21 protein-coding genes and 1 pseudogene are annotated in these 25517 nt (G+C 41.6%); 2 read left to right on the forward strand and 20 right to left on the reverse strand.

Annotation, left to right across the window (positions count from 1 at the left end; all coding sequences use genetic code 11):
• Positions 1-6: 6 nt before the first annotated feature.
• Complete coding sequence (locus tag NKI27_RS13640) at positions 7-417, forward strand: hypothetical protein (RefSeq protein WP_265046588.1); 411 nt, start codon at positions 7-9, stop codon at positions 415-417.
• Between the two features lie 112 nt (positions 418-529).
• Here the strand turns inward: NKI27_RS13640 and NKI27_RS13645 are convergent.
• A pseudogene (locus tag NKI27_RS13645) lies at positions 530-724 on the reverse strand (cold-shock protein); the annotation flags it as partial.
• A gap of 763 nt (positions 725-1487) precedes the next feature.
• Here NKI27_RS13645 and NKI27_RS13650 point away from each other — a divergent pair.
• Positions 1488-1694: a SlyX family protein gene (locus NKI27_RS13650; protein ID WP_265046589.1), complete on the forward strand. Its 207-nt coding sequence runs from the start codon at positions 1488-1490 to the stop codon at positions 1692-1694.
• A 77-nt stretch (positions 1695-1771) separates the two neighbouring features.
• On the opposite strand, the gene tssH is transcribed toward NKI27_RS13650, so the two are convergent.
• The 19 genes from tssH to NKI27_RS13745 form a co-directional block, all read right to left on the reverse strand.
• Entirely contained in the window at positions 1772-4402 is a 2631-nt protein-coding gene (gene tssH, locus NKI27_RS13655; RefSeq protein WP_265046590.1) for a type VI secretion system ATPase TssH, read from the reverse strand.
• Positions 4403-4452: 50 nt separating this feature from the next.
• Positions 4453-5478, reverse strand: a complete 1026-nt coding sequence (gene tssG / locus NKI27_RS13660; protein ID WP_265046591.1) for a type VI secretion system baseplate subunit TssG — start codon at positions 5476-5478, stop codon at positions 4453-4455.
• Positions 5463-7283, reverse strand: coding sequence for a type VI secretion system baseplate subunit TssF (gene tssF, locus NKI27_RS13665; RefSeq protein ID WP_265046592.1), 1821 nt, complete (start codon positions 7281-7283; stop codon positions 5463-5465). The genes tssG and tssF overlap by 16 nt, the downstream gene beginning before the upstream one ends.
• 23 nt (positions 7284-7306) lie before the next feature.
• A complete protein-coding gene (tssE, locus tag NKI27_RS13670) occupies positions 7307-7726 on the reverse strand; it encodes a type VI secretion system baseplate subunit TssE (RefSeq protein WP_265046593.1) in 420 nt (139 codons plus the stop codon).
• A gap of 20 nt (positions 7727-7746) precedes the next feature.
• Positions 7747-9234 (reverse strand): type VI secretion system contractile sheath large subunit, encoded by a 1488-nt coding sequence (tssC, locus tag NKI27_RS13675; RefSeq protein ID WP_265046594.1) that lies wholly within the window; start codon positions 9232-9234, stop codon positions 7747-7749.
• A gap of 209 nt (positions 9235-9443) precedes the next feature.
• Positions 9444-9923, reverse strand: a complete 480-nt coding sequence (gene tssB, locus NKI27_RS13680) for a type VI secretion system contractile sheath small subunit (RefSeq protein WP_265046595.1) — start codon at positions 9921-9923, stop codon at positions 9444-9446.
• A gap of 55 nt (positions 9924-9978) precedes the next feature.
• Complete coding sequence (tssA, locus tag NKI27_RS13685) at positions 9979-11694, reverse strand: type VI secretion system protein TssA (RefSeq protein WP_265046596.1); 1716 nt, start codon at positions 11692-11694, stop codon at positions 9979-9981.
• 257 nt (positions 11695-11951) lie between these two features.
• A complete protein-coding gene (locus NKI27_RS13690) occupies positions 11952-12239 on the reverse strand; it encodes a PAAR domain-containing protein (RefSeq protein ID WP_265046597.1) in 288 nt (95 codons plus the stop codon).
• 186 nt (positions 12240-12425) lie between these two features.
• Positions 12426-13832: a mannose-1-phosphate guanylyltransferase/mannose-6-phosphate isomerase gene (locus tag NKI27_RS13695; protein WP_265049524.1), complete on the reverse strand. Its 1407-nt coding sequence runs from the start codon at positions 13830-13832 to the stop codon at positions 12426-12428.
• Between the two features lie 82 nt (positions 13833-13914).
• Complete coding sequence (locus NKI27_RS13700) at positions 13915-15870, reverse strand: nucleoside-diphosphate sugar epimerase/dehydratase (RefSeq protein ID WP_265046598.1); 1956 nt, start codon at positions 15868-15870, stop codon at positions 13915-13917.
• Between the two features lie 134 nt (positions 15871-16004).
• Complete coding sequence (locus NKI27_RS13705) at positions 16005-16565, reverse strand: sugar transferase (RefSeq protein WP_265046599.1); 561 nt, start codon at positions 16563-16565, stop codon at positions 16005-16007.
• Between the two features lie 33 nt (positions 16566-16598).
• Positions 16599-17543 carry a UDP-glucose 4-epimerase family protein gene (locus tag NKI27_RS13710; protein ID WP_265046600.1) on the reverse strand — a complete coding sequence of 315 codons (945 nt, stop codon included), beginning with the start codon at positions 17541-17543 and terminating at the stop codon, positions 16599-16601.
• Entirely contained in the window at positions 17540-18760 is a 1221-nt protein-coding gene (locus NKI27_RS13715; RefSeq protein ID WP_265046601.1) for a glycosyltransferase family 4 protein, read from the reverse strand. The genes NKI27_RS13710 and NKI27_RS13715 overlap by 4 nt, the downstream gene beginning before the upstream one ends.
• The gene (gene wecB, locus NKI27_RS13720; RefSeq protein WP_265046602.1) at positions 18760-19890 is read right to left on the reverse strand and encodes a non-hydrolyzing UDP-N-acetylglucosamine 2-epimerase; all 1131 of its coding nucleotides are present in this window, start codon (positions 19888-19890) and stop codon (positions 18760-18762) included. Before wecB ends, NKI27_RS13715 begins: the two co-directional genes overlap by 1 nt.
• Positions 19887-20759 (reverse strand): dTDP-4-dehydrorhamnose reductase family protein, encoded by an 873-nt coding sequence (locus NKI27_RS13725; RefSeq protein ID WP_265046603.1) that lies wholly within the window; start codon positions 20757-20759, stop codon positions 19887-19889. The genes wecB and NKI27_RS13725 overlap by 4 nt, the downstream gene beginning before the upstream one ends.
• Complete coding sequence (locus NKI27_RS13730) at positions 20760-21797, reverse strand: polysaccharide biosynthesis protein (RefSeq protein ID WP_265046604.1); 1038 nt, start codon at positions 21795-21797, stop codon at positions 20760-20762.
• Between the two features lie 126 nt (positions 21798-21923).
• The gene (locus NKI27_RS13735; protein ID WP_265046605.1) at positions 21924-23144 is read right to left on the reverse strand and encodes a glycosyltransferase family 4 protein; all 1221 of its coding nucleotides are present in this window, start codon (positions 23142-23144) and stop codon (positions 21924-21926) included.
• 16 nt (positions 23145-23160) lie between these two features.
• Positions 23161-24267 (reverse strand): EpsG family protein, encoded by a 1107-nt coding sequence (locus NKI27_RS13740; protein ID WP_265046606.1) that lies wholly within the window; start codon positions 24265-24267, stop codon positions 23161-23163.
• Positions 24267-25514 (reverse strand): O-antigen translocase, encoded by a 1248-nt coding sequence (locus NKI27_RS13745; RefSeq protein ID WP_265046607.1) that lies wholly within the window; start codon positions 25512-25514, stop codon positions 24267-24269. Before NKI27_RS13745 ends, NKI27_RS13740 begins: the two co-directional genes overlap by 1 nt.
• Between the last annotated feature and the right edge of the window lie 3 nt (positions 25515-25517).

Below are 25517 nucleotides of genomic sequence, written 5' to 3' on the forward strand. Positions count from 1 at the left end.
ACCGTCATGACCAACCAAACTGAACAATCAAGCGATCATCAGCGTCAGCCAGACATAGAAGTCTATATCAAAGAATGCTCAATCGATGAAATCATCACTTGGCTTAACAGTGTATTTGAAGATGTTAAAACACTAGGCCCATTAGATAAAAAATCTATCACCCTAACCTGCACAAACGGAGACAATAGCATCCCGCTCACCGTTTACACAGGCGCAGCCGGAAAGCTTTATACCAGCCTATGGTTTCAATCAGAAAAGACGCCATGGAAAACGGATTTAGACTGTGCTCTCGCAATAGCCAATGCATTAGACACAGAAGTTAGATGTGCCACCAACAGTTGGGAAGAGTCAGCAGATTCAGAAAACGAGTGGTGGAAAGTCACCAAAGAAGGCCAAACCACAGTAAATTGGAAGTAATAAGCCTGTAGCCTTGATGCATCGAAGCGGAATTAGGGTTTCTAATACAAAAAAACCACCGAGAATTAATTTTCGGTGGTTTTTAACGTTGTGATAGCTTAAAAATTAAATGCTATCTAACAACCGATACGTTCTCAGCCTGTAAGCCTTTATCGCCTTGAGTAACATTGAAACGAACTTGCTGTCCTTGACGTAAAGAACGACGACCGTGGCCGCGAATAGAACGAAAATGAACAAATACGTCATCTCCCGCATCACGCGTAATAAAACCGAAGCCTTTATTAACGTTGAACCATTTAACGGTTCCTTGCTCATCACCTTCTGGTGAATCATCATCGTCATCGCCGTAGTAAGCATTAGCACTAGAACTTGATGTCAGAACACCTAACGCAGCCACTAGACCAATAACAACAGCAGACAGAAGATAAGCGGTAATACCTGCTTGAGTACCTAAAAAGCCCATCAGCTTAGATACAGCTGTTGCTTCAGCGCTAACGCCAACGAAATTAATTGCATTACCTGTTACAGCAAGAATAAGAAAACCCAATACAAATGGGGTGGGAATCGCGAATATAAGTCCGGTTACAATCGCTTTTACAGTTTGGTTGTTCATGTAAAGTATCTCAATAACTATTAAAAATATTAAAACGTCCTGGATCTTTCTTCATGCGCTTAACTCTGAATAACGCAAAAAGTCCAATCAAATCAGGTACCCTTGTAGTGTCCGGCAAACTAATATCAAACATAGCCACTCAAAATGCACCCAACAACACACCCATAAATAACCTCAGCGTGAATAAACTCACATTGAAATTGTCTATTAAGCTATGAGCTGCAATTCAGAATAATCTGTATGAAATTGCGGACGGTAAGCCTCAAAAGATTAGTGTTTGGAATTATGATTCCTTATAATTATGTCGGCTTACAGAACAATGATAGCAAAAAAATAAAATGGATGTATGAAATTCAAACAAAGTAATGATCTTCTCCTTTTTTTAGTGTGAATATTTTGTATTTCATTAGCCGATAACGCGCTCTATATCAGACACTTTTCTTATTGGGTTTTTAAAATGAACACAGAAGATCGACTTACCGAACTAGAAACAAAAATGGCCTTCCAAGAAGATCTTTTACAAGATTTGAATGATGTCGTAGCCCGACAAGAGCAACAGCTCGATAAACTCTGGCAAGCGAATAAAATGTTAAAAAGCCAGTTAGATTCAGTTAATAGCGCTCCTGGAGAGGCCTCCCACGAAGCCCCTCCTCCGCATTATTAACCAACATACTACATTAGCCAACATACTACATTAGCCAACATACTAAGGTGTTCTATATTCCCCCTGTAGGTCGGGATTTATCCCGACACGGTAAACACGCCTTCCTCATAACTTAAATAGATTTCACTCAACTCAGTCTGCTGTGCCACCGAAAATAAAATCAACTTAGACAATTTAGAGGTTATATGCTGATTAATCAGTCTATCGATATGCCTCGCACCCGCTTCAACCAAAACACACCGATTCGTTATCGCATCCAATACCGAACCTGTAATAGTTAATTCAGTACCGTGTGTCCGCAACCGCTTAACCAGCTGTTCGAGTTTACTTTCCACCAACAATCTCAACGTGCATTGCTCAAGTGGACGATACGTTAATACCTCCATACGAGCTAAAAGCGCAGGTTTAAAGAAGTCATTTAATGTAGGTCTTATTTTTTCTAACAATACTTCAGAGTCGATATCTGAAGTGCTATCAGTGTCAGAAGAACACAGCGTCTCAATTTGGTCAGACGCTAGGTTACTCGTTAAGACCACTACCGTATTTCGAAAATCAATCAGCCTACCTTCGCCGTCATTCATCACGCCCTTATCAAACACCTGATAAAAAATATTCAGTACATTAGGATCAGCTTTTTCAACTTCATCCAACAACACAACAGAAAAAGGTTTTTGCCGTACCGCCTCAGTCAGCACGCCTCCCTCACCATACCCTACATAACCTGGTGGCGAACCAATTAGTCGAGAAATGGTATGCTTTTCCTGAAACTCTGACATATTGATAGTGGTCAGATATTTTTCACCACCAAACAATGTATCTGCAATGGTTAGCGCTGTTTCTGTTTTTCCGACACCACTAGGGCCAACTAATAGGAATACACCAAGCGGCTTATTCGGGTCATTCAAGCCTACTCTAGCTTGACAAAGTAGTTCGCCAATCCGTGTCGTTGCATCGCCCTGCCCTTTTACTCTTGTTTCTAGCTGAGTCGATAACTCACCTAACTTTTGGGCTTCATCCATCAGCATTTTACCTGCCGGAATACCTGTCCAAGCGGCTAAAACCTCACTTACTTGTTGCGCAGATACTTCATAATGAACCAGCGGTGATTCACCCTGAATATGAGTCAAATCCTCCCTAAGCTCCCTCATTATTTGAGCATCTGGTTGACCTCGTCTTTCGTTCTGTTTATCAGCCTTGCCGTCACGGCAGATAAGAATCGAATTGACCATGTCTCGTTCTTGTTGCCAGATAGACTCAGTTGCAACCAACTGCAGCTTGAGTGAATCAACTGTTTCGTAGTGAGTTTTTAGCTGACTATGTTTATCTTGGCTGTCATACCCATCATTCAGAGCGTCTCTTTCTATGGCCTCTATTTTACGCTTTACCGTTTCTATCTTTTGTTCCAGTAGTTCGACAGAAGCAGGCTTACCTGCCAGCCCTACTTTCACGCTTGCGCACGCGGTATCGATTAAATCGATGGCTTTATCCGGTAGCTGTCTGCCTGTTAAATAGCGTGAAGAAAGAGATGCCGCTGAAATCAGCGCATCATCGCGGATATAGACACCATGTTGAGCGGCATAACGCTCCCTCAGCCCCCGCAGTAAGGTGACAGTCTCTTCTACGCTCGGCTCAGCGACCTTAACTGACTGAAAACGCCTGACTAATGCCGGGTCCTTCTCTATATAGCGTTTATACTCCACCAGCGTGGTCGCCGCAATTGTACGAAGCGCCCCTCTGGCGAGTGCCGGTTTTATCAGGTTGGCCACATCGCCACCGCCTTCATTAGCGCCCGCCCCCACCATAAGATGCGCTTCGTCTATAAATAAAACAATGGGGCTCAATGAAGTTTGAATTGCCTCAATTAGCGCTGTGATTCGGCGTTCAAACTCACCTTTTACACTAGCGCCCGCTTGCAACGCGGCTATGTCGAGCAATCTCAGATCAACATCCTTTAGTGCTTGAGGGACTTTTCCGTCGACTATTTTTTGAGCCAACCCCTCTACAATCGCCGTCTTACCTACGCCTGCTTCCCCTAATAGAATCGGGTTATTTTTTCTGCGTCGACATAGAATATCAATGGCCTGACGTATTTCTGTATCGCGTCCAATAACAGGGTCTAGCGCTGAGTTGCGGGCTAAGTCGGTAAGGCTAGTCGTCACTTTACTTAAAATACCTTCGCCCATAACGGATTTGTCTTGTTGAGGAGGCGCAGTACATAATCCCTCTTTGCTTGTGTCTCCTGACTCCTGCAGGCTATCACCAGCATACCGCCCTTGAATCAACACCTTTAACTGATCAAATGAAACAACACTCAGCATCTCAATATAGCGTCTACGACCATACCTTAATTGATCATTAAGCAACGCAAGCACAATACTGCCGGCACTAATGAAAGGCAGCGATAATTCAAGGGAACTCAATAGCCAAGCATTTTTAAGCGTGTGTAGTAGTGAATCAGAAAAAACCGGCTTTGATGAAACCGTAGTACGAGTGTCTAGTTCAAAGTGTAAAGCCGCTCTGAACCTGTCTATGTCAATATCAAACTGAGCCAACACGTGGGTCAGCTCGGTCTGTTCATCTAACAGTGCGAGCAACAAATCTTCTAGCGTAATTTCAATGCCTTTTCGTTCAATGCAAGCAAACGCAGATCTTTCTACGGCTTGTTTGGTTTCTGTATTCAGTGTTTCTATTAGTTTTGCCAATTCCATTGGTCTATTCCTTACATCCTGTTTTATCTTTTAAAAGCTAGTCACGCTCGTCAAACATTGATCTTTGCACATTTGACAGCGCCAAGCCCAACACCCCAACCTAACCCTTTTGCCATATCGCCTATTTCAGATAGATCATCAAGTGTATCGCCTATATCGAGTTCCAGTTGATAATCATTAGGTGCATCTATTATTAACGCGATTAATTCGCGAGCGGTTTCATTTAGAACACCTCCAGGTAACCAATCATCAATCTGTCTTAGTGACGTTAGTCTTACCGTCACAGCCATTCCGCTACAGTCAGCCACCCGTTGCCCTAGAACCAATGACTCACCTAACGTGACATTATCGCGGCCTAAACAGTTGAGCTGATCTTCTGGCACCGCTATTTGGCCGGAAACTAAGGCATGGGACTTTATTTCTGTATCATCAAAGAATAGGTTCAGTGCTTGATCAAGAACATCAATAGAGGCACATCGGCTGGCCAATAACCCCGCTAGCGGCATTAATCGTGGCAGGGTCAAGTGCGAGAAAGCATCTAAACGCACGCTATCAATACCCCAAAGTGCCATTAATGCCGTTGAGAACTCGTTAGCGGGCGCTTGATCGTCACGGTTATCTAAGTTGTTTTGCGGTGACTCGATCAACCTACTAGAAATCCGATACTTGGCCCAAGCATCATAAAAAAGTGAAATTGCCTGATGGTTAAACAGGTCATAAAACTGTTTTAAATCTTGGCTTTCTTGATATTCACTCCCCGCTAATGCACTGGACGACCCAAAATCATCGCGACTATTTAGATCGAGTCCAAGGATTCGCTCGGTATAAAATGCGGGCAACGGCGACGTGGTGCCGTACAACCCCATCAAACTAACATCTACCGTGAGCTTAGGTTGGCCTTTGAAAACATTTAACCAAGCAGCCGAAACTTCACTCGACGGGTGCGCTAAGCTAGCGGTTGAGCGATAGCGTATAGCGTTTGAGTCAAATCCGTTACGCTGTAAATATTGCCGAAAAGCGATAAAACTAAAGCTTTGCGGTGAATCCAGCCATGGGTGCTCTAATTCAGTTGGCAATCTCCAACCCTCGCTTTCCATTGCATGACGTCACCATCGGGTATGGTTTTTACGGTTAATCGATGAAAACTATTGACCGCTGCGCTCGCTGCAAAGAACTCATTTAAAATTTCACCTAATAAAAATATATCACCTAACCCTGAAAAGTTCTGGCCATTCACCAAGAGTTCAATTTCATTCCCCTTTACAGGAACTCCTTTAAACAACCGATTTGACGCATTAATAGTAAGCGCTTCTAAGCCTTCAACTTTCAATTTTGTGGCCGCTTGCTGCTGTTTATCAAATAACCCTCGCAGATCAAACTGACTGATCAGTGCCTTTAGGGAATCTAAATCATGAAGTTTATTAATATTTAATGCCGAATGAGCGATAAGCCGCCAAATCCAGTTCATCTTTGTCGCGGGAGAATAAGAGGGGGTGACCGATGATATATTGGTGCAGTTAAGATATTCAGGGATTGACGATGTTTCACTACAAATATCCCCCACTCTTAACATGCTCGGCAAATGGCGATTACTACAGGTGACTTGCCCGCTTATCGTTTCGCTCTTTAATGTATCCTGACTACGGCCAGCCCTTTCTAGTCGCCTATTCGGTTTACTCTTCAACACAGACACAAACGATAGATAGGTTTCTTGCCCTTTTCCGTTAATCGACGGTCTCTGTTGACTCCAATAGGTTTTAGGCTCAATTGTCTGAGTCGAGCCAGCCATGTGACTAGGGCAAAATGACTCTAGTGAAGAATATTGAGTGATCTGGCGCGACTCTGGACTCCAACCCTCGACACGATCAACTGTCATAATTTCATAGTGATCAGGGCTTGGCGCTTCAACACGCATCCGGTGCTCGGCTCGGGTTTGATCTAGTAGAAAGGGCCTAGCTGACGCCTGAAACTGATTAACCGCAGGCGAACAAAACAAACGAATATTATCCGCTGTTGGATGATCTGAAGGAGGCAGTATATGGTCCAATGTGAATTCAACAACAATTGAACTGATATCACCTTGATACTGACTCGTATTGCGGATCAGCTTTCCAACCCCCTCAAGGTCCAAGTACAGAAACTTCTCTGGAAAGCAGAAATACTCAAACAATAACCGATGCCCAGAAAACTGCTGACCAGAGGCAGAAAACAACCGTTGATTAGACGCTAAACCTGCAGACGCTATTGCAGAACTTGGCATATTTCCTAACTTAACTTTTTGGCCTTCATTAGTCCCCCAAAGTTCAACACAAGCTAGACGCTGTCTGAGCAAGTAATACCATAAACTGGTCTTAGGAAAAGCCCCATGCAGGTGAAGATTCAAATTATCCAGAGCGATATCTTTCACATTTGTTTGCTGGTGCAATGCCAGATTTAACGCTATCTTTGATACACCTCCTGACTCTGTCACCTCAACTGATTTTACACTCATAGGATGAACATCCACATCAAAAGAGGTCTGAAAAATACAAGCGGTACCATCAACGGGAATCGATTTGAGCTCGGCACCTTTTGCTAACGGCTGGCAGCCCGATAAAATATCCATCGGCCTAAGCTCAACAGTGGTAATCGAAGGGATCGACTGTAAAAAGTGCGGCCACACCAACTTGATCAGCGACCAGGCAAACTCAGGTAAGTCATCATCTAACTTCTGCCTAATTCTGCCTGTGAGGAACGCAAAGCCTTCAAGTAAACGCTCGACATCGGGGTCTTGCCCCTCTACAGACAAAAATGGCGCCAGACGGGGGTTTTGTTCAGAAAACTCTTTACCTAAATCCCTTAGCGCGGAAAGTTCCGATTGAAAATATTGACTATACTGCATTGGCATCCTTGCCATATTAGTGTCTACGCGGCTTTTACAAATGCCTGACCTGAGCCTGTAATGACCGTTTCAAATTGAAAAGCACCGGATTCCATCGGCGCATGTTTTAAGCTGACCTCAACATAATATTTAAGTTGTAACGGCTGAGTACTATCGGGTATATACCTCACCAGTACATCGCTAATACGCGGTTCATATTTCAACAGAAACCGTCTTATCGCCACCTGTAGCTGATAAATAGCATCCGGAAACTCATATACCAGATCATTAAAGTCAGGCATACCGTAATCAGGTAACGATGAGACGCTACCCTCTCTAACATTAAGCATCTGCTGTAAATTAAACGTGACCGATTTAATCATGGACCGAAGATCAATATCCGTTGAGTAGGCGGTCGATTTTGTTTGCTCTAACCGCTCAAATAGCGAACGCTCATTAATCATATTAACGCTCCATGTTTACTTTAAGACTTTTCAAGCTTGCCCACTAACGACAACTCGAAATCTGCGCCCATATACTTAAAATGAGGCCTCACACTTAACCCTACTTTATAAATACCTGGCTGACCTTCAACTTCATTAACCGTTACTTTCGCAGCACGCAGCGGGCGTTGACTTCTTACTTCAGCACTGGGGTTTTCTTGATCTGCAATATAGTTGCTTATCCACACATTAAGCTCATTTTCTATGTCTGTTCGCTCTTTCCAACTACCGATATTCTCTCGCTGGAGTACCTTGAGGTAATGCGCTAAGCGGTTAATGATAAACATGTAAGGCAGCTGTGTACTTAAACGATGATTTAGCTCACTTCGTTTCGCCTCTTCATTATTACCAAAATACTTAACCTTCATGGTTGAGTTTGCTGAGAAAAACGCAGCATTATCACTGCCTTTACGCATCGTTAGAGGAATGAATCCTTCTTCTGCTAATTCAAACTCGCGCCTGTCAGAAATAAGAATCTCAGTCGGAATTTTAGATTCAATTTCGCCCAAAGATTCAAAGTGATGAACAGGCAAGTCATCAACAGCACCACCACTTCGCGGACCAACAATATTCGGGCACCAGCGATATTTAGCAAAGCTATCTGTTAGCCGAGTCGCAAACGAAAATGCAGTATTACCCCATAAATAATTTGTGTGCTTACCATCAATATTCTCATTGTATTCAAATGCTTTTACGGGATTATTTTCAGCATCATAGGGTGCTCTTAGCAAAAACCTTGGTGCTGTAAGCCCTACATACTTAGCGTCTTCAGACTCTCTAAAGCTCTGCCATTTGGCATACTGAGGCCCTTCAAATATTGAATGTAACTCTTTTAAATTCGGTAATTCTTCATAGCTATCAATACCGAAAAACTTAGGGGCAGCCGCCGCAATAAAAGGCGCATGAGACATAGACGCCACGGCAGCACAATTCTGCATCACTTTCATATCGACGGCACCCGGACCAAGGTCATAATTAGCAATAATCCCTCCTACCGGCTCACCCCCAAACTGCCCATATTCACTGCTATACACCAACTTATATAACCCCGAACGCGTTACATCAGGAGCATCTTCGAAGTCATCGTATAAATCTTCTTTGGATACATTTAACAACGATATTTTAATGTTCTGGGTAAAGTCAGTACGATCCACGAGTAACTTTAACCCGCGCCAAGCAGATTCTAATTTCTGAAACGCTTTGTGATGTAACACCTCATCAACCTGCTGACTCAACTTAGAGTCCAACTCAGCAATCATTCGATCGATTAGGTTTTTATTAACCCGCGCTTCTCGGCTATCATCACTTAAAAGTTCAGCGATAAAAGCGCCTACGCCACGCTTAGCAACATCATAGCCATCATCCTGCGGTTTCATTTTTGTCTGCTGCACGATTTGATCGAGCAGCGAGCTTTCTTCTAACGACACGGCACGATTGCCAGTGGCTAACATCCTTTCGTAGTTAGACATACTAATTCCTTTTAGTTTTTACACTTTAATATAATTTTATTATGTGGGTGTATTAACACACCCGCCCTTGGGCTCTGCATTCCACAATTACCCTTCCTTGATTCCAGTCGAGCCTCCTTTCATCACGGCTGCAAAACCTCAGCGTATCTCCGTATATTCTATACGCCCTTGTAGCCTTGATGCAGCGCAGCGGAATCAGGGTTTAGGCGCTATACACTAAGCTCACTTAAAATTTGCTGTTTTAACTCGTCATCCTGCAAACTGTTTTCAATCATCTTACGAAACGCAGGCATATTGCCTAACGGCCCTTTCAACGCCACAAGTGCTTCTCTTAATTTAAGGAGTTCGTTCAACTCTGGTACTTGTTTCGCGATGCTTTCTGGTGAGAAATCCTTAATTGATTCTAGTTTTAACGTTACCGAGGTTTCTTCATCTTCAGCATCGACTAAGCGATTCGGTATATCTATATGAAGCGCTATATTTTGATTTTTTAAGACATCGTTGAAATTATCTTTATCAATATTAATTGGCTTCCTGTCTTCAACAGGCCGTTCGTCTAGCTGAGAGGTAAAGTCTCCCGCCACAAGCATTTTTAGCGGAAGCTCTACGCTTTCTTGAGCAGAACCTTTGTCAGATTTGTACTGAATATTAATTCTCTCGCGTGGGGCGACTGATCCTTCCTTGGACATATTTTTCTCCTAATTTAGTGAATGTATAAAACACACTTGAGTTGAATGTTCATTATCAACTCGCGAATGACTTCATCTCATAGCCTTGTTGTGGATTAACCCGCACCAAACGCTGATAGTAGCAATCACTTGACTGTTTACGCTTTAATTTTGCTTTGCATATCAACATCATAGATAACATGCTACCCACCATTTCTGGCTCCCATACATCAAGATTATGACTAAGGGCAAGCTCATCTAGTTCTATCAATAGTTGCTCAGCAAAGATGAATTCTTTAGCCTTAAAACAATAATCAACCGTCAGCAGTCGAGCTTTATACCAAGCTTTTTTATTCATTTGCTCATTGCAGTATTGATCAAGCAGTAATAAACCTTGAGAAAACCCTGAGTCTTTATAGGCTTGGTTTGAAGCGTTGATAGCGTTAGACGCGTTCTGAACGCAGCTATCATCCATTTGGCTTGATGGGTAGGTTTCTGAAGTACACTTCAGTCTAAAATCATGGTTTGGACTTTCAGCAGTGCCCGAACGTAAAGTGTCGATACTCACGAGCCAGGCCTGCGTTTCATCATCCGCAAAGGGTGAGCCATCTGAAAACGTCAGATGCTCAATACCACTTAATCGATCAACAAATGATTTAGTTAACGTTGCAATAACGTCAATGGCGTTTTGGTATGCGCCAGCAAGCGTGTTATTCACGCGGGCCATATCTAGCGCTTTTAGTGACTCAACCACCATTCGATGCCCATCTAACCAGAACGGTGCATTAGATAAACTATTTTCTAATTCTATGATAAGTATTTCATACTGACGCTGCTGTAAAAGTGTTTCAAAAAAGTGCCTTTTATCTGCGGGGATCGAGCGCAACGGAGTCAGTCCGTTTTGATGAAGGGGTAATTCTGAAACAGGTAACCAAACACTAAACCTATTGATTTCATAGGCACTAGAGTCTGCGAGGTCTTTACTGAGGCGATACTTACCGAGACGTTTTAATAATGATTGTGTTTCGCGAATGCATTGGTTGTATGACCTGTCATCTGTAATGCTCGGTTGCGGGTTAGCACTTTCTTGCACCGCTATAGCCGCTACATTAGGTTTGGACGATGCTATAACCGTATGACTTACGTCTTTACTGTTTGTATTGATCGGTACAATTTCAGCTTGCGGTTGGTCGGTGCTCGTCTTCGGTTTATCTTCAACGACTGATTTAATTGGTTGAACGGGTAAATTAGGGAGGTACTCATTGATATTCCGAGTCGCTGAGAACAGGTCAAGATGCCAGTCACCGCCTAACTCAGATAACGATTGATTGAGCGCTTTGATATTGACCAGCACCGACTCTACAGAGCCTTTTTCTTCTGGGTCTGGGGGATGACTCTCCACCCAGACTTCAAGCTGTTGGGCAAGCCATTCTAATGCAGACATTCGCGCACGTTTTCTTTTTAGAGCCGGAAAACTATCAATCCAATACAGTTCAACATAGCGATTAACAGTCGATAAAGCCTCAGCAAAGCCTTCATAACGATAAGCATCAATAACCGCCCGAACACTATAAACCAGTACTAATAAGTCTTTAGACTCAGACGATAGGATTTCATGGGAGAGTGTCAGCACTTTGCGCCAATCAGTCGACGCACCTTCTAACGCCAAGTCATGACTAACTTCCAACTGAAGCGCATCAAACCGCTCGTCTAGACGAACACTAACACCTACAGCACAGGTTTTATCAATCGGGCTTAGCACGGCATTACGCCAGTTACTCAAACTAATCATGGTGCGCTCCAATCAACAGACAGGCACCGTTCTCGTTTGAATATATCGGGATTAAACCATTAGTTGCAGCATTGCCGTGCACTCGCATAGCATGCAAAAAAGAAATCGACACTGTCACTCCTTGACGTCGTCTGAATGTAATATTCCAAATCCTTTGGAATTAAAAAGCGCGAGAATTATATAGTGTCGTTAGCCAATTGTTAACCCATTATTAGCATTTTGAGTTATTTTTGTACTTATTGTTAGAAGCGAAACACTTAGTTACCCGCAGTCACTGACGGATCACCCACAACAATCACCCCGCCATGAGCCGTTCTATCCCCCATCCTTGCGGCAGGTACCCCTTCAACCAACACGGTAGATGAGCCTTCGATAATAACGTCTAAAGGGCCATTGCATGCAGCTTGGTCACCCATTCTGGCAATCGGGCGGCCATTAATGAGTACAGTGGAAGCACCTTTAATGATTGGGCCTCCGGAGTGAGGGACTGGACCGAAAAAAGCGGGGCATTGGTGATAGTCACCGACAAGTGCTATAGGTTTCATAGTTCTTCCTTGAACGTTGTTTAATTTGATTTTATTAGCATTTATTGGATCCCCACCTTCGCGAGGATGACAATATAGACCTTGTCGCCTTGATGCAGCGAAGCGGAATCAGGGTTTGGCTGAGTACTACACCGAGCCCTTTCCTTGATTCCAGTCGTGCCTCCTTGCATCACGGCTACAATGTACTTATACCCTTCCGTAAGTATCCTCCAGTCGCACGATATCGTCTTCACCTAAATAACTGCCCGTCTGGACCTCGATTATTTCTAGCGGAATAACACCTGGGTTTTCTAATCGATGGACCGTCCCCAATGGTATATAAGTAGACTGGTCTTCAGTTAATAGGATTTGCTCGTCACCCCGCGTAATCAGTGCAGTGCCCTGCACGACCACCCAATGCTCTGCTCTGTGGTGGTGTTTTTGCAGCGACAACTTAGAACCAGGCTTAACCATGATTCGTTTTACCTGAAAGCGCTTACTGTTAGTAATGCCTTCGTATGTGCCCCAAGGTCGATGAACCTTTTTGTGGAAGCGGTGCTCGTTTCGGCCCTGTTCTTTTACTTGAGCAACGAGTTTTTTCACATCTTGAACGCGAGATTTATCAGCGACTAAAATAACATCATCGGTTTCAACAATGACGTAGTTATCAACACCAATAGCAGCAACCAAACGTGACTCTGAGTGAATGTAAGAGTTATTCACATCTTCAGTAATTACATCGCCTTTACAAACATTACCATGCTTGTCTTGCTGATGAATATCCCAAAGAGCAGACCAAGAACCTACATCGCTCCAGCCCGCATCTAAAGGCACAACAACTGCAGAGTCTGTTTTTTCCATCACGGCATAATCGATGGAGTCATCTGGACTGGTAGCGAATGTTTCTGGATCTACACGTATAAAATCCAAATCATCTGCACTCTTTTCAAGTGCTCGTTTACAGACCGAGACCATTTCAGGGTTAAATTTCTCTAGCTCTTCAAGATAACGATCTGCTCGGAACATAAACATGCCACTATTCCAGTAGTAATCACCGGAACTGATATATTTTTTAGCCGTTTCTTCATCCGGCTTTTCTACAAAGTGATCAACATCCGCCCAGTCACCTTGTTGCTTACCTGATTGAATATAACCATACCCCGTATGCGGTGAGTCTGGAACAATGCCGAAAGTAGCCAACTTTCCTTCCATCGCTGCTTTTTTGCCTTTTAAAACCGCTTCTGAAAATTTAGCGTTATCAACAATAACATGGTCCGCCGGCATTATAAGCAAGACAGCGTCTGCATTAACGTCCATTGCTTTAAGGGCCGCTAACGCAATGGCCGGAGCTGTATTTCGGCCAACCGGCTCCAGAATAATAGAACTTCGTTCCAAGTTATGATGAGTTTGTAAACATCCCGCGACCATAAAACGATGATCTTCGTTAGACACCACTATCAAATGTTGTATGTCACCAAGCGTTTCAACACGCTCAACAGTGTCACCGAGAAGGCTATTATCACTAACGAGGTTAATAAACTGCTTAGGGTATGCCTCTCGAGAAAGAGGCCAAAGGCGTGTACCAGAACCACCTGAAAGAATGACGGGGGTGATCAAATCTATTTCTCCGAATACTGAATAGGCTGATTATTGTAGAGACTTAAGGGAAGTTAGCCAAGCCGATAGCACTTGTATATTAATCTGCGGCAGTCTTACCTAACTCTACACGTTCTATTTTGAGGACATTATCTGGCAGAGCCATTCCACATTGGTCTTGCTTCCAGACCAAGTCTTCGAGCTCATTATTAGGTGTAAAGCCTAGCGGTGTAGCTTCTAATATGGCGCGCACCTTATCACAGTCAAATACGTGGCATGCTCGATCTAGCCGCCCTAGAATCTCTTCAACTTCTGCCCATTTAAGTGAAATTTCACGTGCTTTCATAATGCGTGGGTGATCAGTACCCTGCGGATCATCACCAATTAGCAACTCCTCATAAAGCTTTTCGCCTGGACGTAAGCCGGTATAAGCAATTTCAATATTACCTTCTGGATTTTTGTCATCCTTAACCTCAAGACCCATTAGGTGAACCATCTTACGAGCTAAGTCAGCAATTTTAACTTGCTCACCCATGTCTAAGACGAAGACGTCGCCCCCCTGCCCCATATTACCGGCTTGCAAAACAAGCTGTGCCGCCTCAGGGATAGTCATAAAGTAACGAATAATATCAGGGTGCGTGACGGTGAGCGGGCCACCTTTTTTAATTTGTTCCCTAAACAACGGAACAACCGAACCAGAAGAGCCCAATACATTACCAAAACGCACCATGCAAAACCGAGTATCGGTCTGCCGCTCAGCCAACCCTTGCAGCACAAGCTCAGCCATACGCTTACTCGCGCCCATAACATTAGTGGGCCTTACCGCTTTATCTGTTGAGATAAGCACAAACGTCTCAACGTTAGCCTTAATCGCCGCTTCTGCAGCATACCAAGTACCAAAGACATTATTTCTAACGCCTTCAACCACATTATGCTCTACCAGCGGCACATGTTTATAGGCTGCAGCATGATAAACCGTTTGTACCCCAAATGACTTCATAATCACTTCAAGGCGGTGCTCTCTCTGAACCGAGCCCATGACGGGTTTAATATCAACGTTCAGCCTGCACTCCTTCACTAAAGTCATAAGTTCTTTATGAGTTGCATAAAGGTTAAATTCAGATAATTCAAACAATACAAGTGATTTTGGCTGATGATTAAGAATTTGTCTGCATAGCTCCGAGCCTATAGAGCCACCCGCCCCTGTAACCATAACGACTTTATTTCTTATGTAATTATCCAACAGTTTATTATTGGGATTAATAGGGTCTCGCCCTAATAAGTCTTCAATTTCTATATCTTTAATTTCTTCAATTTTTGCCCGACCACTAATCACATCAGCCATGTTAGGAATAGTCTGGACCTGTATTGGTAAAGGCTCTAAATATCTTAATATCAACGAACGTTGAGAGTGAGGTGCGCTTCCTATTGCTAATAAAAGCTTATTAACTCCATACTTTTCTATCAACCTAGGCAAATCGGCAGGACTGTATACACGTAACCCTTGAAAAATATTACCTTGACGAGCCTTATTGTCGTCAACATACGCGACAGGTTGAAACTCCTCCCCCTGAAACAAGGCATTGGCAAGTTGAATTCCTGAGATTCCTGCACCGTATATTACAACTTTTTCTTTAAGAATTCGTTTTGCGCGATGTACATAGGATCGGACAAGCATTCTAGAACCACCTACGAACAAAAGGGCTAGTCCCCAATAAATAAATGGGGCTGATCGTGGAACAGGCGCTTTTAGTAAGAAGCTAGATGCCGAAAAGATTAACGCCGAAACAGAAACACCAGAAACAACCGCAATAAGAGCATGGTTAGATAGATACCGAATGACTGCTCGATATAGGCCTAAACGGATGAATACGGTAATAGTAATGATTAATGTTATAGCAAAAGAGAACAGTACTAAATAATTATCAGGTATGTATAACTTCTCTAAACGAATACAAATAGACAACCAAAGTGCTAGAGGAACACACATCGCATCAACTAAAACTGAAAATATTCGTTTTTGATAGCGAGGAAGATTTAAAAAATAATCGAACAAATTGTGTACACCTAAAATGCAAAAGAGATTTTAAGTAAAAGGTCTACTTAACCGGTCTAGAAGTGATTGAGTATTCTAATGCCTATCAGAGGGTAAAGCAAAAATTCAGGTCTTTAGCTTCTCTAAAAGCCATATTAAGATACTCTATCACCAGAGCCTTTGCCAGTTGCAGTCATCAAAATATAGCGAAAATAAGCACCTAAAGAAAATGACTTAATCATCTTTACATCCCACTCAGCTAGAAGTTCAGGCGTAGACATATCAATTTCATTCACTTGAGCAAGTCCGGTAATCCCGGGCAAAACATCAAACACACCACGAAACTCTCGTGCCTCGATTAACTCTTCTTGATTATATAGACAAGGTCTTGGCCCAACTAAGCTCATTTCGCCTCTTAATACATTAATTAGCTGTGGCAGCTCATCAATCTTCGTTTTACGAAGAAAACCACCCATTTTTGTAACCGAAGCGGTACTCGTTAAATGGCTGGCAACCGACTGAGTTCCAACGCTCATAGTCCGAAATTTAATCAAAGTAAATGGTTTCTTATTTTTACCTACTCGCTGCTGCATGAATATAGGAGACCCTGTGTCAAAGTAGCCTAAAATGACAACAATCAATAGCATAGGTGCAGTCAGAAATAAACCGAAAAATGCAGCAGTAAAATCTAATAGTCTAAATAATAACGAATTCATAATAATTACTTTATGTTAAGCAACTTGGTAATGTTAGTAAATGCAACTTTTCTTATGATTTAAAAAATAACGTGCTGTTTTGTTCAAACTTTCATTAACTGTATGTGGAGGCGACCACTTTAAAAGTGATTTGGTTTTTGAAATATCTACTTGTAGCGAACTCAATAAACGCTGTGCGATATCCTTTTTACCTAACAAGTATGCACAAGTATTTAACATAGGGGTAGGTACGGGAAAAAGCCTCTTAGGAGCACCCAATCCTCCCACAAGCTTTGATAACAACTGTGTCGTTGATAGGTCGTTATCATCTGAAACCAAAAATGTTTCATTAGCTGCTTGGGGGTGTTCAATACAAACCTTAATAAGGTCGACCAAGTTATCTAATGATACTAAACTTCGCAGGTTGTTAATCGCACCAAGCGGAAGTGGAACGCCATTTTCTAGCCAACGCATCATGCTAGTAAAATTACCTTTTACGCCTGGACCATACACTAAGGGTGGACGAATGATAACGACTTCCATCCCTGTTTTTTGAGATAATTCCCGCAAGCCTATTTCAGCTTCATACTTACTCAGCGCATATGGATCGTCGGGCACATTTTCATCATCTGGTTTAAAAGGGTTTCCAGCTAAAGTCTGTTCGCCATTTACTTTAATGGAACTAATAAAAATGAAGCGTTTAACGCCAACTTTAGCGGCTTGTTCGGCTAAATTAAGAGTGCCCTCTGTATTTACGGCTCTAAATATAGATAAAGGGTCAGTTGCTGAGTCATCCATTACATGGACTCTAGCGGCACAATGAATCACACACTCTACCCCATTAAGCGCCGCACTATAATCTTCACCCTCTACAAATGAAGCATGATAATGTTCGGCCCCCTTAATAGGAGCTCTACCCAGTAATACCGTGTGTTTTGGAAGCTCTTCCCTAAGTTGTGAGCCCAGAAAGCCTGTATATCCAGTTAAAAGAAAACTCATTCTATTTTACCCATCCCTTTTACTGACTTTATAATTTGTGCTGCTGCAGACTCAACAGAGAAATACTCAGCTAACACTCGAAAGGCATTTTTCCCTTGTCTACTTCGTAACTCTTCAGCATTAAGTAGTTCTAACGCAGCCCCAAGGAGCGCTTCATCTTCACCATTAATAAATGCAAAGCCAGCCTGCTGATTATTTATAAACTCAACCAAGTCGTTGCCTGGGTTTAAACTTCCTAGAATGGGTAAAGACTCCAACATATAACCAAGAAGCTTTCCCGGGAAGTTATGGGCTTTATGGCTTTTAGCTAACGAGAAAAGCCCTATATCAACCTGCTTCAAAAGCTGCTTATACGAACCTTGGTCGACTGAAGGCAAAATAGTGACATTTTGAAGTTTCCAGTCAGCTTTTAAACGGTGAACTAGGTCTATTTCATCTCCCTGCCCTACCAGTAAGAAATGGGCATTAGGGAATTTAAGTAGACTTCTAGCTAACCGCATAATATTAGCCATGTCTTGAGCATGACCAATATTACCACCATAAAAAAAAACCACCTTGCCATGAAGATCACAAGAAGAGCGAACATCTAACGCATTTGAATCAACTGAAATCGGCTCAACCTGAGACCAGTTTCGCAATACCTCTAACGGTCTAAACTGAGGATGCATTGAATTAAAGTATTTTTCGTTTGCCTCAGACATCAACCCGATAACATCCGAACTTCGGTAGTTATACTCCTCAAAAAACCTGAAGTAACGGGCTATTAGTGACCCCTCCGAAATCATACCTTCATCAATAACCCATTGCGGAAACATATCTCGTAAAATTAAATAAGAGAGGCTTTTGGGATTAACCTTCTTTATTCTATTTACCAATGGCCCAAAAAAAATAGTAGGCGCATAATTCACAACCAAATCAAAAGGGTTTAATTTAACGCTGTCTCGCACAGCTAACCAAGCATTTAAAGATAATAAGCTTTCGTTAATGGCTCGTTTTACCTTACCGACTCCTCGTGTTTTTCCTGTTCTAAATCGCCAGATTTCGATCTCATCGATCTTATCAATAACCAACCTCTTCGATTGAGAGGCTGATCCAGGCGTAATAATGATAGGTTCATGGCCAAGTCGTTTAAACTCTAAGGCTAACTCATGAAACATCTTAGCATGCACTAAAGTGCTATCTGGTAGATAGTCGTCAGGCAATAATGCAATTCTCATTAATGCTTTTTCCACACAACTCGATTTACATAATCTGTGTAGCTGATAATTGTACGTACCACTTTTTCAGATACATTCGGTGCAATATAGTTTTGTACTACGTTAATCAAGCGTTGATCACCCGTTGACTGGCATTCTAGAATACTTACCGCTTGTAATATTCGCTCAACACTCATACCAGTAAACATGACAGCCCCTTCTTCAAAACCCTCAGGTCTTTCTTGGGCGTCTCTAATATTTATGGCTGCAAAATTTAAAATTGAAGACTCTTCTGTGATGGTTCCGCTATCGCTTAAAACCAACTTAGAGTCCATCTGTAACCGTACATAATCGCTAAACCCTAGTGGTTTCATTAAGCGCACCAAAGGGTGGAATTTTAGATTAAGGGAGTCGATCTTCTTACGTGTACGAGGGTGGGTAGACACGATAACCGGCAACCCATACTTATCAGCTAACGTACTTAACACATCAACATAGCTGTGTATATTTTTTTCAGAGTCAACATTCTCTTCACGATGCACACTAACAACAAAGTACTGACCTTTTTTAAGCTCAAGTGTATTCAGTACAGTAGATGAATCTATTTTTTCTTTATAAAAAGACAATACCTCATCCATCGGGCTACCGGTTTTTACAATAAGATCAGGCTTAACACCTTCGCTTAACAAGTATTCCCGAGCAATATCACTGTAAGGCATATTTACGTCAGATATATGATCGACAATTTTGCGGTTTATCTCCTCAGGTACACGTAAATCAAAGCATCGATTCCCAGCTTCCATGTGGAAAATAGGGATCTTTCTTCTCTTTGCAGATATCGCAGAAAGCGCACTATTGGTATCACCTAATATAAGTAATGCCTCAGGGGATATATCAGCAAACATCTTATCTGACTTGCTAATGACTTGCGCCATGGTGTCTGCGGGCGTTTCACCCGCACACTCAAGAAAAATATCTGGAGCACGAATCCCCATATCTTCAAAAAAGATCTGATTTAGTTCATAGTCATAATTTTGCCCTGTATGCACTAAAATATGCTCACAGTACTGATCTAGTTTGGCTATAGTTCTAGAAAGACGAATAATCTCGGGCCTAGTACCTACCACAGTAACGACTTTTAGTTTTTTCACTGCTGATACCTTTTGTTGAAATCTTTATGCATAAAGTTAATTAATTCAGGCCATGATGGTAAGGGTAGCGTTAATTGCTCTTTAAGTCGCTGAGAGTTTAATGAGCGGTCAATCACCAACTCTAAAGATTCATTAATAACGATTCGTTTACCGTAGATTTCGGCAACTTGCGTTAATAAGGTATATTTATCGATAGGTGTCACAGACAAATGATACAACCCTGTAAGATCCGGCGCTTTGAGGACAGACTCAGCCAACAACTTTGCGATATAGCAGGTTGGCAACCCAGAAAATATCGCCTTTGAGAACCCTTTTACTTCTCCTGCCTGAGATAAAAACCAGTCAATCAAGCTTACCGAGGAATTTAGCTCATGCCCGATAATAGATGTTCTCAGGGTTAAATGGGGCGGATAAACTACCTCTCCTAGGCACTTAGATCGCCCATATAAATCGATAGCATCAGGTAAACTTTCTTCACTGTAGCCACCTGTTTTACCGGAAAACACACAATCTGTTGAAAAATGAATTAATTTTGCCCCATTTTGGCTGCATGCTCTAGCGATCTGATGCGGTAGAAGTGCATTAATTTCAATCGCATTAACATGCTGCTTAGATACATCATGCTGCTTTATTAGCCCAATACAATTGATAACCACCGCTGGATTGATTGACTGAATAGCATGTTCTAACTGAGTAACGTCAGTGACATCAACACCAAACACTAATGAGGAAAGTGAGTTATCAAAAAAAGCTTCTTTGCCTTTGATATTTCTAACCGTACCAAACACTTCAAATTCAGGATAATCACGTAAATTTGAAAACAGGCTATAGCCTAGCATGCCAGTGGCGCCTAAAATTAAAATGCGCATTTAAACACCCTCTGGTACAAAAACATTTCCACTTTCTATTTCTCGAATAAAATCGAGTTTCCTCAACAGCGTCTTCATCCCTTCAATATCTAACCGCTCAGTGTTGTGAGAGTTATAATCTTCGACTACAGATAAGTCAGACTCTCCATCCTCGAAAAACTTCGAATAATTTAGATCTCGTTTATCTGCAGGAATACGATAATACTCACCCTGCTCCTGAGCTACAAACATTTCCTCTCTACTACATAGGGCTTCGAATAACTTTTCGCCATGCCGAGTACCAATAACATTAACCGAGTGACCCTTTTCATCTAATATTTCAAGTAATGATTTTACCAGTACATCGATTGTCGCTGCGGGCGCCTTTTGTACAAAAATGTCACCATTTTCTCCATGCTCAAACGCATGTAGCACTAGATCCACCGCATCATCTAATGTCATCATAAATCGAGTCATCAATGGGTCAGTAATCGTAATGGGGTCTCCATTTACAACCTGTCTGATAAACAACGGAATAACCGACCCTCGTGATGCCATTACATTACCGTAACGAGTACAGCAAATAGTAGTATTTGTACTTTGCAAATTACGGCTTTTTGCGACAATAACTTTTTCCATCATTGCTTTCGAAATACCCATTGCATTGATTGGGTAAACCGCCTTATCGGTACTTAAGCAAACAACACGTTTAACACCATGAGATATTGACGCTTCAAGAACGTTTTCTGTACCGATTACATTTGTTTTCACCGCTTCCAAGGGATAAAACTCACATGAAGGAACCTGCTTCAACGCTGCAGCATGGTAAACATAGTCAACCCCACGCATTGCATTTGAGACACTTTGAAAGTCCCGAACATCACCGATATAAAATTTGAGCTTTGGATGATTATACTGTTTACGCATATCATCTTGTTTCTTTTCATCACGGCTGAAGATACGAATTTCAGCAATATCTGTATTTAAAAATCGCCTCAAAACGGCATTACCGAATGACCCTGTACCACCGGTGATTAACAATACTTTATTATCAAACATAACACTCACTACCCAAACAAAAACAATGTTTTGTGCATATTAATAAAAAATCACAAAGCTATAAAATCACATAAATCATTTTACAGCAATTAGCTACCCTGCCTATTAAGTTCGCCCTACTTATTTTTAAGACTTATTATCAAACCTATTTTTTAAAGCACTTGGGCCAAAGCGTATAATTGATATGAAAAATGAAAACATCGCTTTCCAGCGATTAAATGAAAAATTAAAATCAGGGCTTTCATTCGATAACTCTATAAAATCTAAAGATGTATTTTTTAAATCGAACTCAGCCGATTTCTTACGGTGAGCGTTAGATAGGTTGTCGTAGGCACAATCTGTAAGCCCATTAAGCCACTCAAGGGCCGTAGAAAATGAAATACGGTTTGTAGTAGCAGATGCTTCGTTGTATGAGTAGCCAACCACTTCTGAGAAAAAGCCACATGTATCTGGCGTTTCTATTGACTCTATTCCCACAATAGAGGGAATTCCTGCTGCTGATGCTTCAATAATGGTCGTCCCTGAACCAATAAAGCAAAATGCGCCATTCAGTACCTGAGGAAGATCGTCATAATCCACCTGCCCCATAAAGTGTACATATTTGGATACACCACTATCATTTGCAAGTTTCTTCAAAGCCTCCTTCTCAGGCCCCTCGCCATAAATATAATATTCAAAATCACCAAACTCCCGCACAGCCGCCAACTGTCGTATCATGTGCTGATTGTAAACTTTAAAATCAACCAAACGACCAACAGATACAATTCGCTTTGACTCTTTCAGGGGTGAGCTGCCGGAGTATTTAGATAAACTAACACCTAAAGGAAGTAATTTTAGTTTCTCGGTGGTCACGCCCGCTAACTGGCTTGCACACTCAGCAGTGCTTTCGTTTGGAAATAAGGTCAAGTGGATATTTCGATCATACAGTTCGATAAGTTTGCGCCGAAAGTAAACATTTCTATCTCGCCACCAACTGAGTTCCAATGAATGATAAATTCCAATACTGAGAGCCTTAAAATGAATGCAGTCTCTATTTAAAAAAACAAAACCTAACATTAATAGATCTACAACATGTACAACATCATACTCAGTATCAGCCACTCTCGACTTTACTGGGAGAAAAGCATTAACCCAGCTAGATGCCCCAAGAAATGAAGCCTTTTCAAATATCGAGACATCCGCCTTTTCTGAGAGCTCCGACATAAGCCTCTCGTTATAGTTATTAGATAGGAGGTAGACATCGACTCGGCAACCTTTTTTCACTAATGCGTCAGCCAATCGGACTATATAGGTTTCAACCCCCCCCATAGCAAGACCACCCAGTACGAAAAGAACTCTTTTATCCATCAATTTTCTCTAGATTTTATAAAATGTCATGAAGATAGCCAATACCACCACTCCAGCCCGTATTGATAGAAAGGTTGAGGCTCAAAGTCAGTAATGCATAAATAAACACAACTAAATAACCAGGCCAACGCCCAACAAAGTAAACAGCAAGCATTGGTATCAATATGTATTCAAACATAGAAATAACTGCATATCCACGGCCAGCAAGAATAGCAAAATCTCCAAATAGAATCCTAAAAAACGTAGCACAAAAAAAGAAATAAAAGGCGATTTTGAAATACTTATTAGCAGAACAAAGGGGTGCCCAAAATAGCAAACACAACAAAACAATTATGAGGTTTCTGACATTAACAACATTAAGCAGGGGTATCGAGTAGTTGTACATCTGAGAATTAAGATAAAGTTCTATCTTTTGCTCAAGAAAACTAAAATACTTAAAAAATACAATCAGCTGAGAAAGGTCAAAAACAACACTAAATAAGACCATGATGACGCTTAAAGCAGCTAAAATTTGACGTCCAGGGGAGATTGTATAGAGTAAAAAAGGGATAAGCGCTAGAGCAGACGTTACATGTATTGATACAGCAAGTAGCATAATCAACCAAAAAAAGGTGAACATTTTTCTAGTGAAAAAAGTGGCTGCGTAAAAAATAAGGGCCGTAGCAAGACCCATACGAATTGCATTTAGCTCTTTAGCCAGAAAAAAATGACTGAAGTAAATCAAGATACCGGCGCTAAAATAAGGAGAAAAATACTTAATTGATTTCAGGTTCAAGTAAATGGACAGTAGACCCGTTATACCAAAAAGAATAATAGCGTTGCTTCCTAGCATACCCATAATGGAAAGCAGGAAATAAAAACCATACTCAATATTTATTTTTGAGTAATCATATCCACAAAGAATGCCTTCACACTCTGTAAGTGGCGGTACTTTGGAAAAAATCTCGATATAAGCACGGTCGTCACTACCTACTCCAGCACTCCTAAATGCAACCAACGCAACCAATACAATTAGAATAGGCCAAAAGTACAGGCTTTTTCGAATAGATAATTGTGATGAGTTCTCTACACAGCCAATAACGAAGATAAAAGCAATAACCAAGTAGAAGATAGCGTAGTCCATCACCTCCGCCCCCACCACATAAAACCGCACACAGCTATCAAAAAATAGAGTATGTAAGTCAACATGTACCCAACAAAAACCCCTTCAAGCGGAAGATAATATTTACTCAGGAATAAAGCTAAACTGAAGAAGCAAACACTTTGAAAAAGCTCGGCGAAGATATAAATTTTTGTTGCGGCCTTTGCGACCCCAACAAAACCGATTACATAGGCAGAAATTCTAAAAAAATCACCAATCAACTGAAAAATAATATAGTTTTGCAGGACAACAAAATCATTTGATAACAAAAGAGGAATAAAGAAGCCTCTAAACCCGTAGAGAGTTCCTGCCCCAATAAGAAACAAGCCCATAATTAAAGCCGAGAAACGTACTACATACTGAGTAATATCACTTTTATTCTCTGTTGCTGAAATAAGCGGCATAAAATAGTAGGCAAGAAATACTCCAAAAAAGCCAAGATAAGCGCTTGATAACTTAATTGCTCCCTGCCATAAACCTGCTTCTTTATATCCAGAGGCATCAATTAAATACTCCCTAATAAATATTTCTACAACTGGAAAAGCAACGGCACTAGAGACAAGCATTGCAGTAAATAAAGATAGCTTTTTATAATTAATAGCGGCAGGTTTATATTTAAATACTCTCCCATAAAAAGGAGACTTATAGAAATAGTAAAAAGCTGGAATGCTGTACGCCACGTAAATAGCCACTATTCCAAATGCAGCGCCTGTGAATCCGTAGTTTATTATAAATAAATATGCTAATGGCAAGCTTATTAGGTTACCAATAATCTGTAATTTGGCGTATATTTTAGTTTCTCTGAGACCATTGATCACTCCGATGACTAAGTTGGAAAAAGCAAAACCGACCTGAGCTAGCGCCAGACATACAATAACCAAATAAAAATCAGGTGACCCGAAAATAAACGTTGATATGAAGCCCGAAAAAACAGTACCGATCAAAAGTACCGAAAAGGAAAACACTAACGAGTACTTTGTCGATGCTGTGATAAAAATCATCATTTTACGAGGTGTAGACTTAAACTCGGAGACATACTTAATAACGCCGTTAACCACCCCCCCACCGGCAAGCATTGACAGTATTGCCACTAAACTCATAAAGTGCCCTAGAGCACCCAAGCCTTCAGCCCCTAGATAGTAAGCAATAAGTTTAAGGAGAATAAACCCAGATAGCACCTTCGAAAGGTGTGCAACACCTGTAAGCAATGCGCTATATAATCCGTTCACTTA

It is taken from the genome of Alkalimarinus alittae, from assembly GCF_026016465.1.
GTDB lineage: Bacteria > Pseudomonadota > Gammaproteobacteria > Pseudomonadales > Oleiphilaceae > Alkalimarinus > Alkalimarinus alittae.

What these genes read in the sequence shown, in the direction of transcription:
- NKI27_RS13730 (WP_265046604.1), bottom strand. Translation starts at nt 21,797, where the DNA reads ATGTTTGATAATAAAGTATTGTTAATCACCGGTGGTACAGGGTCATTC.
- NKI27_RS13740 (WP_265046606.1), bottom strand. Translation starts at nt 24,267, where the DNA reads ATGGACTACGCTATCTTCTACTTGGTTATTGCTTTTATCTTCGTTATT.
- NKI27_RS13705 (WP_265046599.1), bottom strand. Translation starts at nt 16,565, where the DNA reads ATGAATTCGTTATTATTTAGACTATTAGATTTTACTGCTGCATTTTTC.
- NKI27_RS13715 (WP_265046601.1), bottom strand. Translation starts at nt 18,760, where the DNA reads ATGAGAATTGCATTATTGCCTGACGACTATCTACCAGATAGCACTTTA.
- tssC (WP_265046594.1), bottom strand. Translation starts at nt 9,234, where the DNA reads ATGTCTAACTACGAAAGGATGTTAGCCACTGGCAATCGTGCCGTGTCG.
- NKI27_RS13710 (WP_265046600.1), bottom strand. Translation starts at nt 17,543, where the DNA reads ATGAGTTTTCTTTTAACTGGATATACAGGCTTTCTGGGCTCACAACTT.
- tssB (WP_265046595.1), bottom strand. Translation starts at nt 9,923, where the DNA reads ATGTCCAAGGAAGGATCAGTCGCCCCACGCGAGAGAATTAATATTCAG.
- NKI27_RS13690 (WP_265046597.1), bottom strand. Translation starts at nt 12,239, where the DNA reads ATGAAACCTATAGCACTTGTCGGTGACTATCACCAATGCCCCGCTTTT.
- tssE (WP_265046593.1), bottom strand. Translation starts at nt 7,726, where the DNA reads ATGATTAATGAGCGTTCGCTATTTGAGCGGTTAGAGCAAACAAAATCG.
- NKI27_RS13735 (WP_265046605.1), bottom strand. Translation starts at nt 23,144, where the DNA reads ATGGATAAAAGAGTTCTTTTCGTACTGGGTGGTCTTGCTATGGGGGGG.
- NKI27_RS13725 (WP_265046603.1), bottom strand. Translation starts at nt 20,759, where the DNA reads ATGCGCATTTTAATTTTAGGCGCCACTGGCATGCTAGGCTATAGCCTG.
- NKI27_RS13640 (WP_265046588.1), top strand. Translation starts at nt 7, where the DNA reads ATGACCAACCAAACTGAACAATCAAGCGATCATCAGCGTCAGCCAGAC.
- tssH (WP_265046590.1), bottom strand. Translation starts at nt 4,402, where the DNA reads ATGGAATTGGCAAAACTAATAGAAACACTGAATACAGAAACCAAACAA.
- tssF (WP_265046592.1), bottom strand. Translation starts at nt 7,283, where the DNA reads ATGCAGTATAGTCAATATTTTCAATCGGAACTTTCCGCGCTAAGGGAT.
- tssA (WP_265046596.1), bottom strand. Translation starts at nt 11,694, where the DNA reads ATGATTAGTTTGAGTAACTGGCGTAATGCCGTGCTAAGCCCGATTGAT.
- NKI27_RS13650 (WP_265046589.1), top strand. Translation starts at nt 1,488, where the DNA reads ATGAACACAGAAGATCGACTTACCGAACTAGAAACAAAAATGGCCTTC.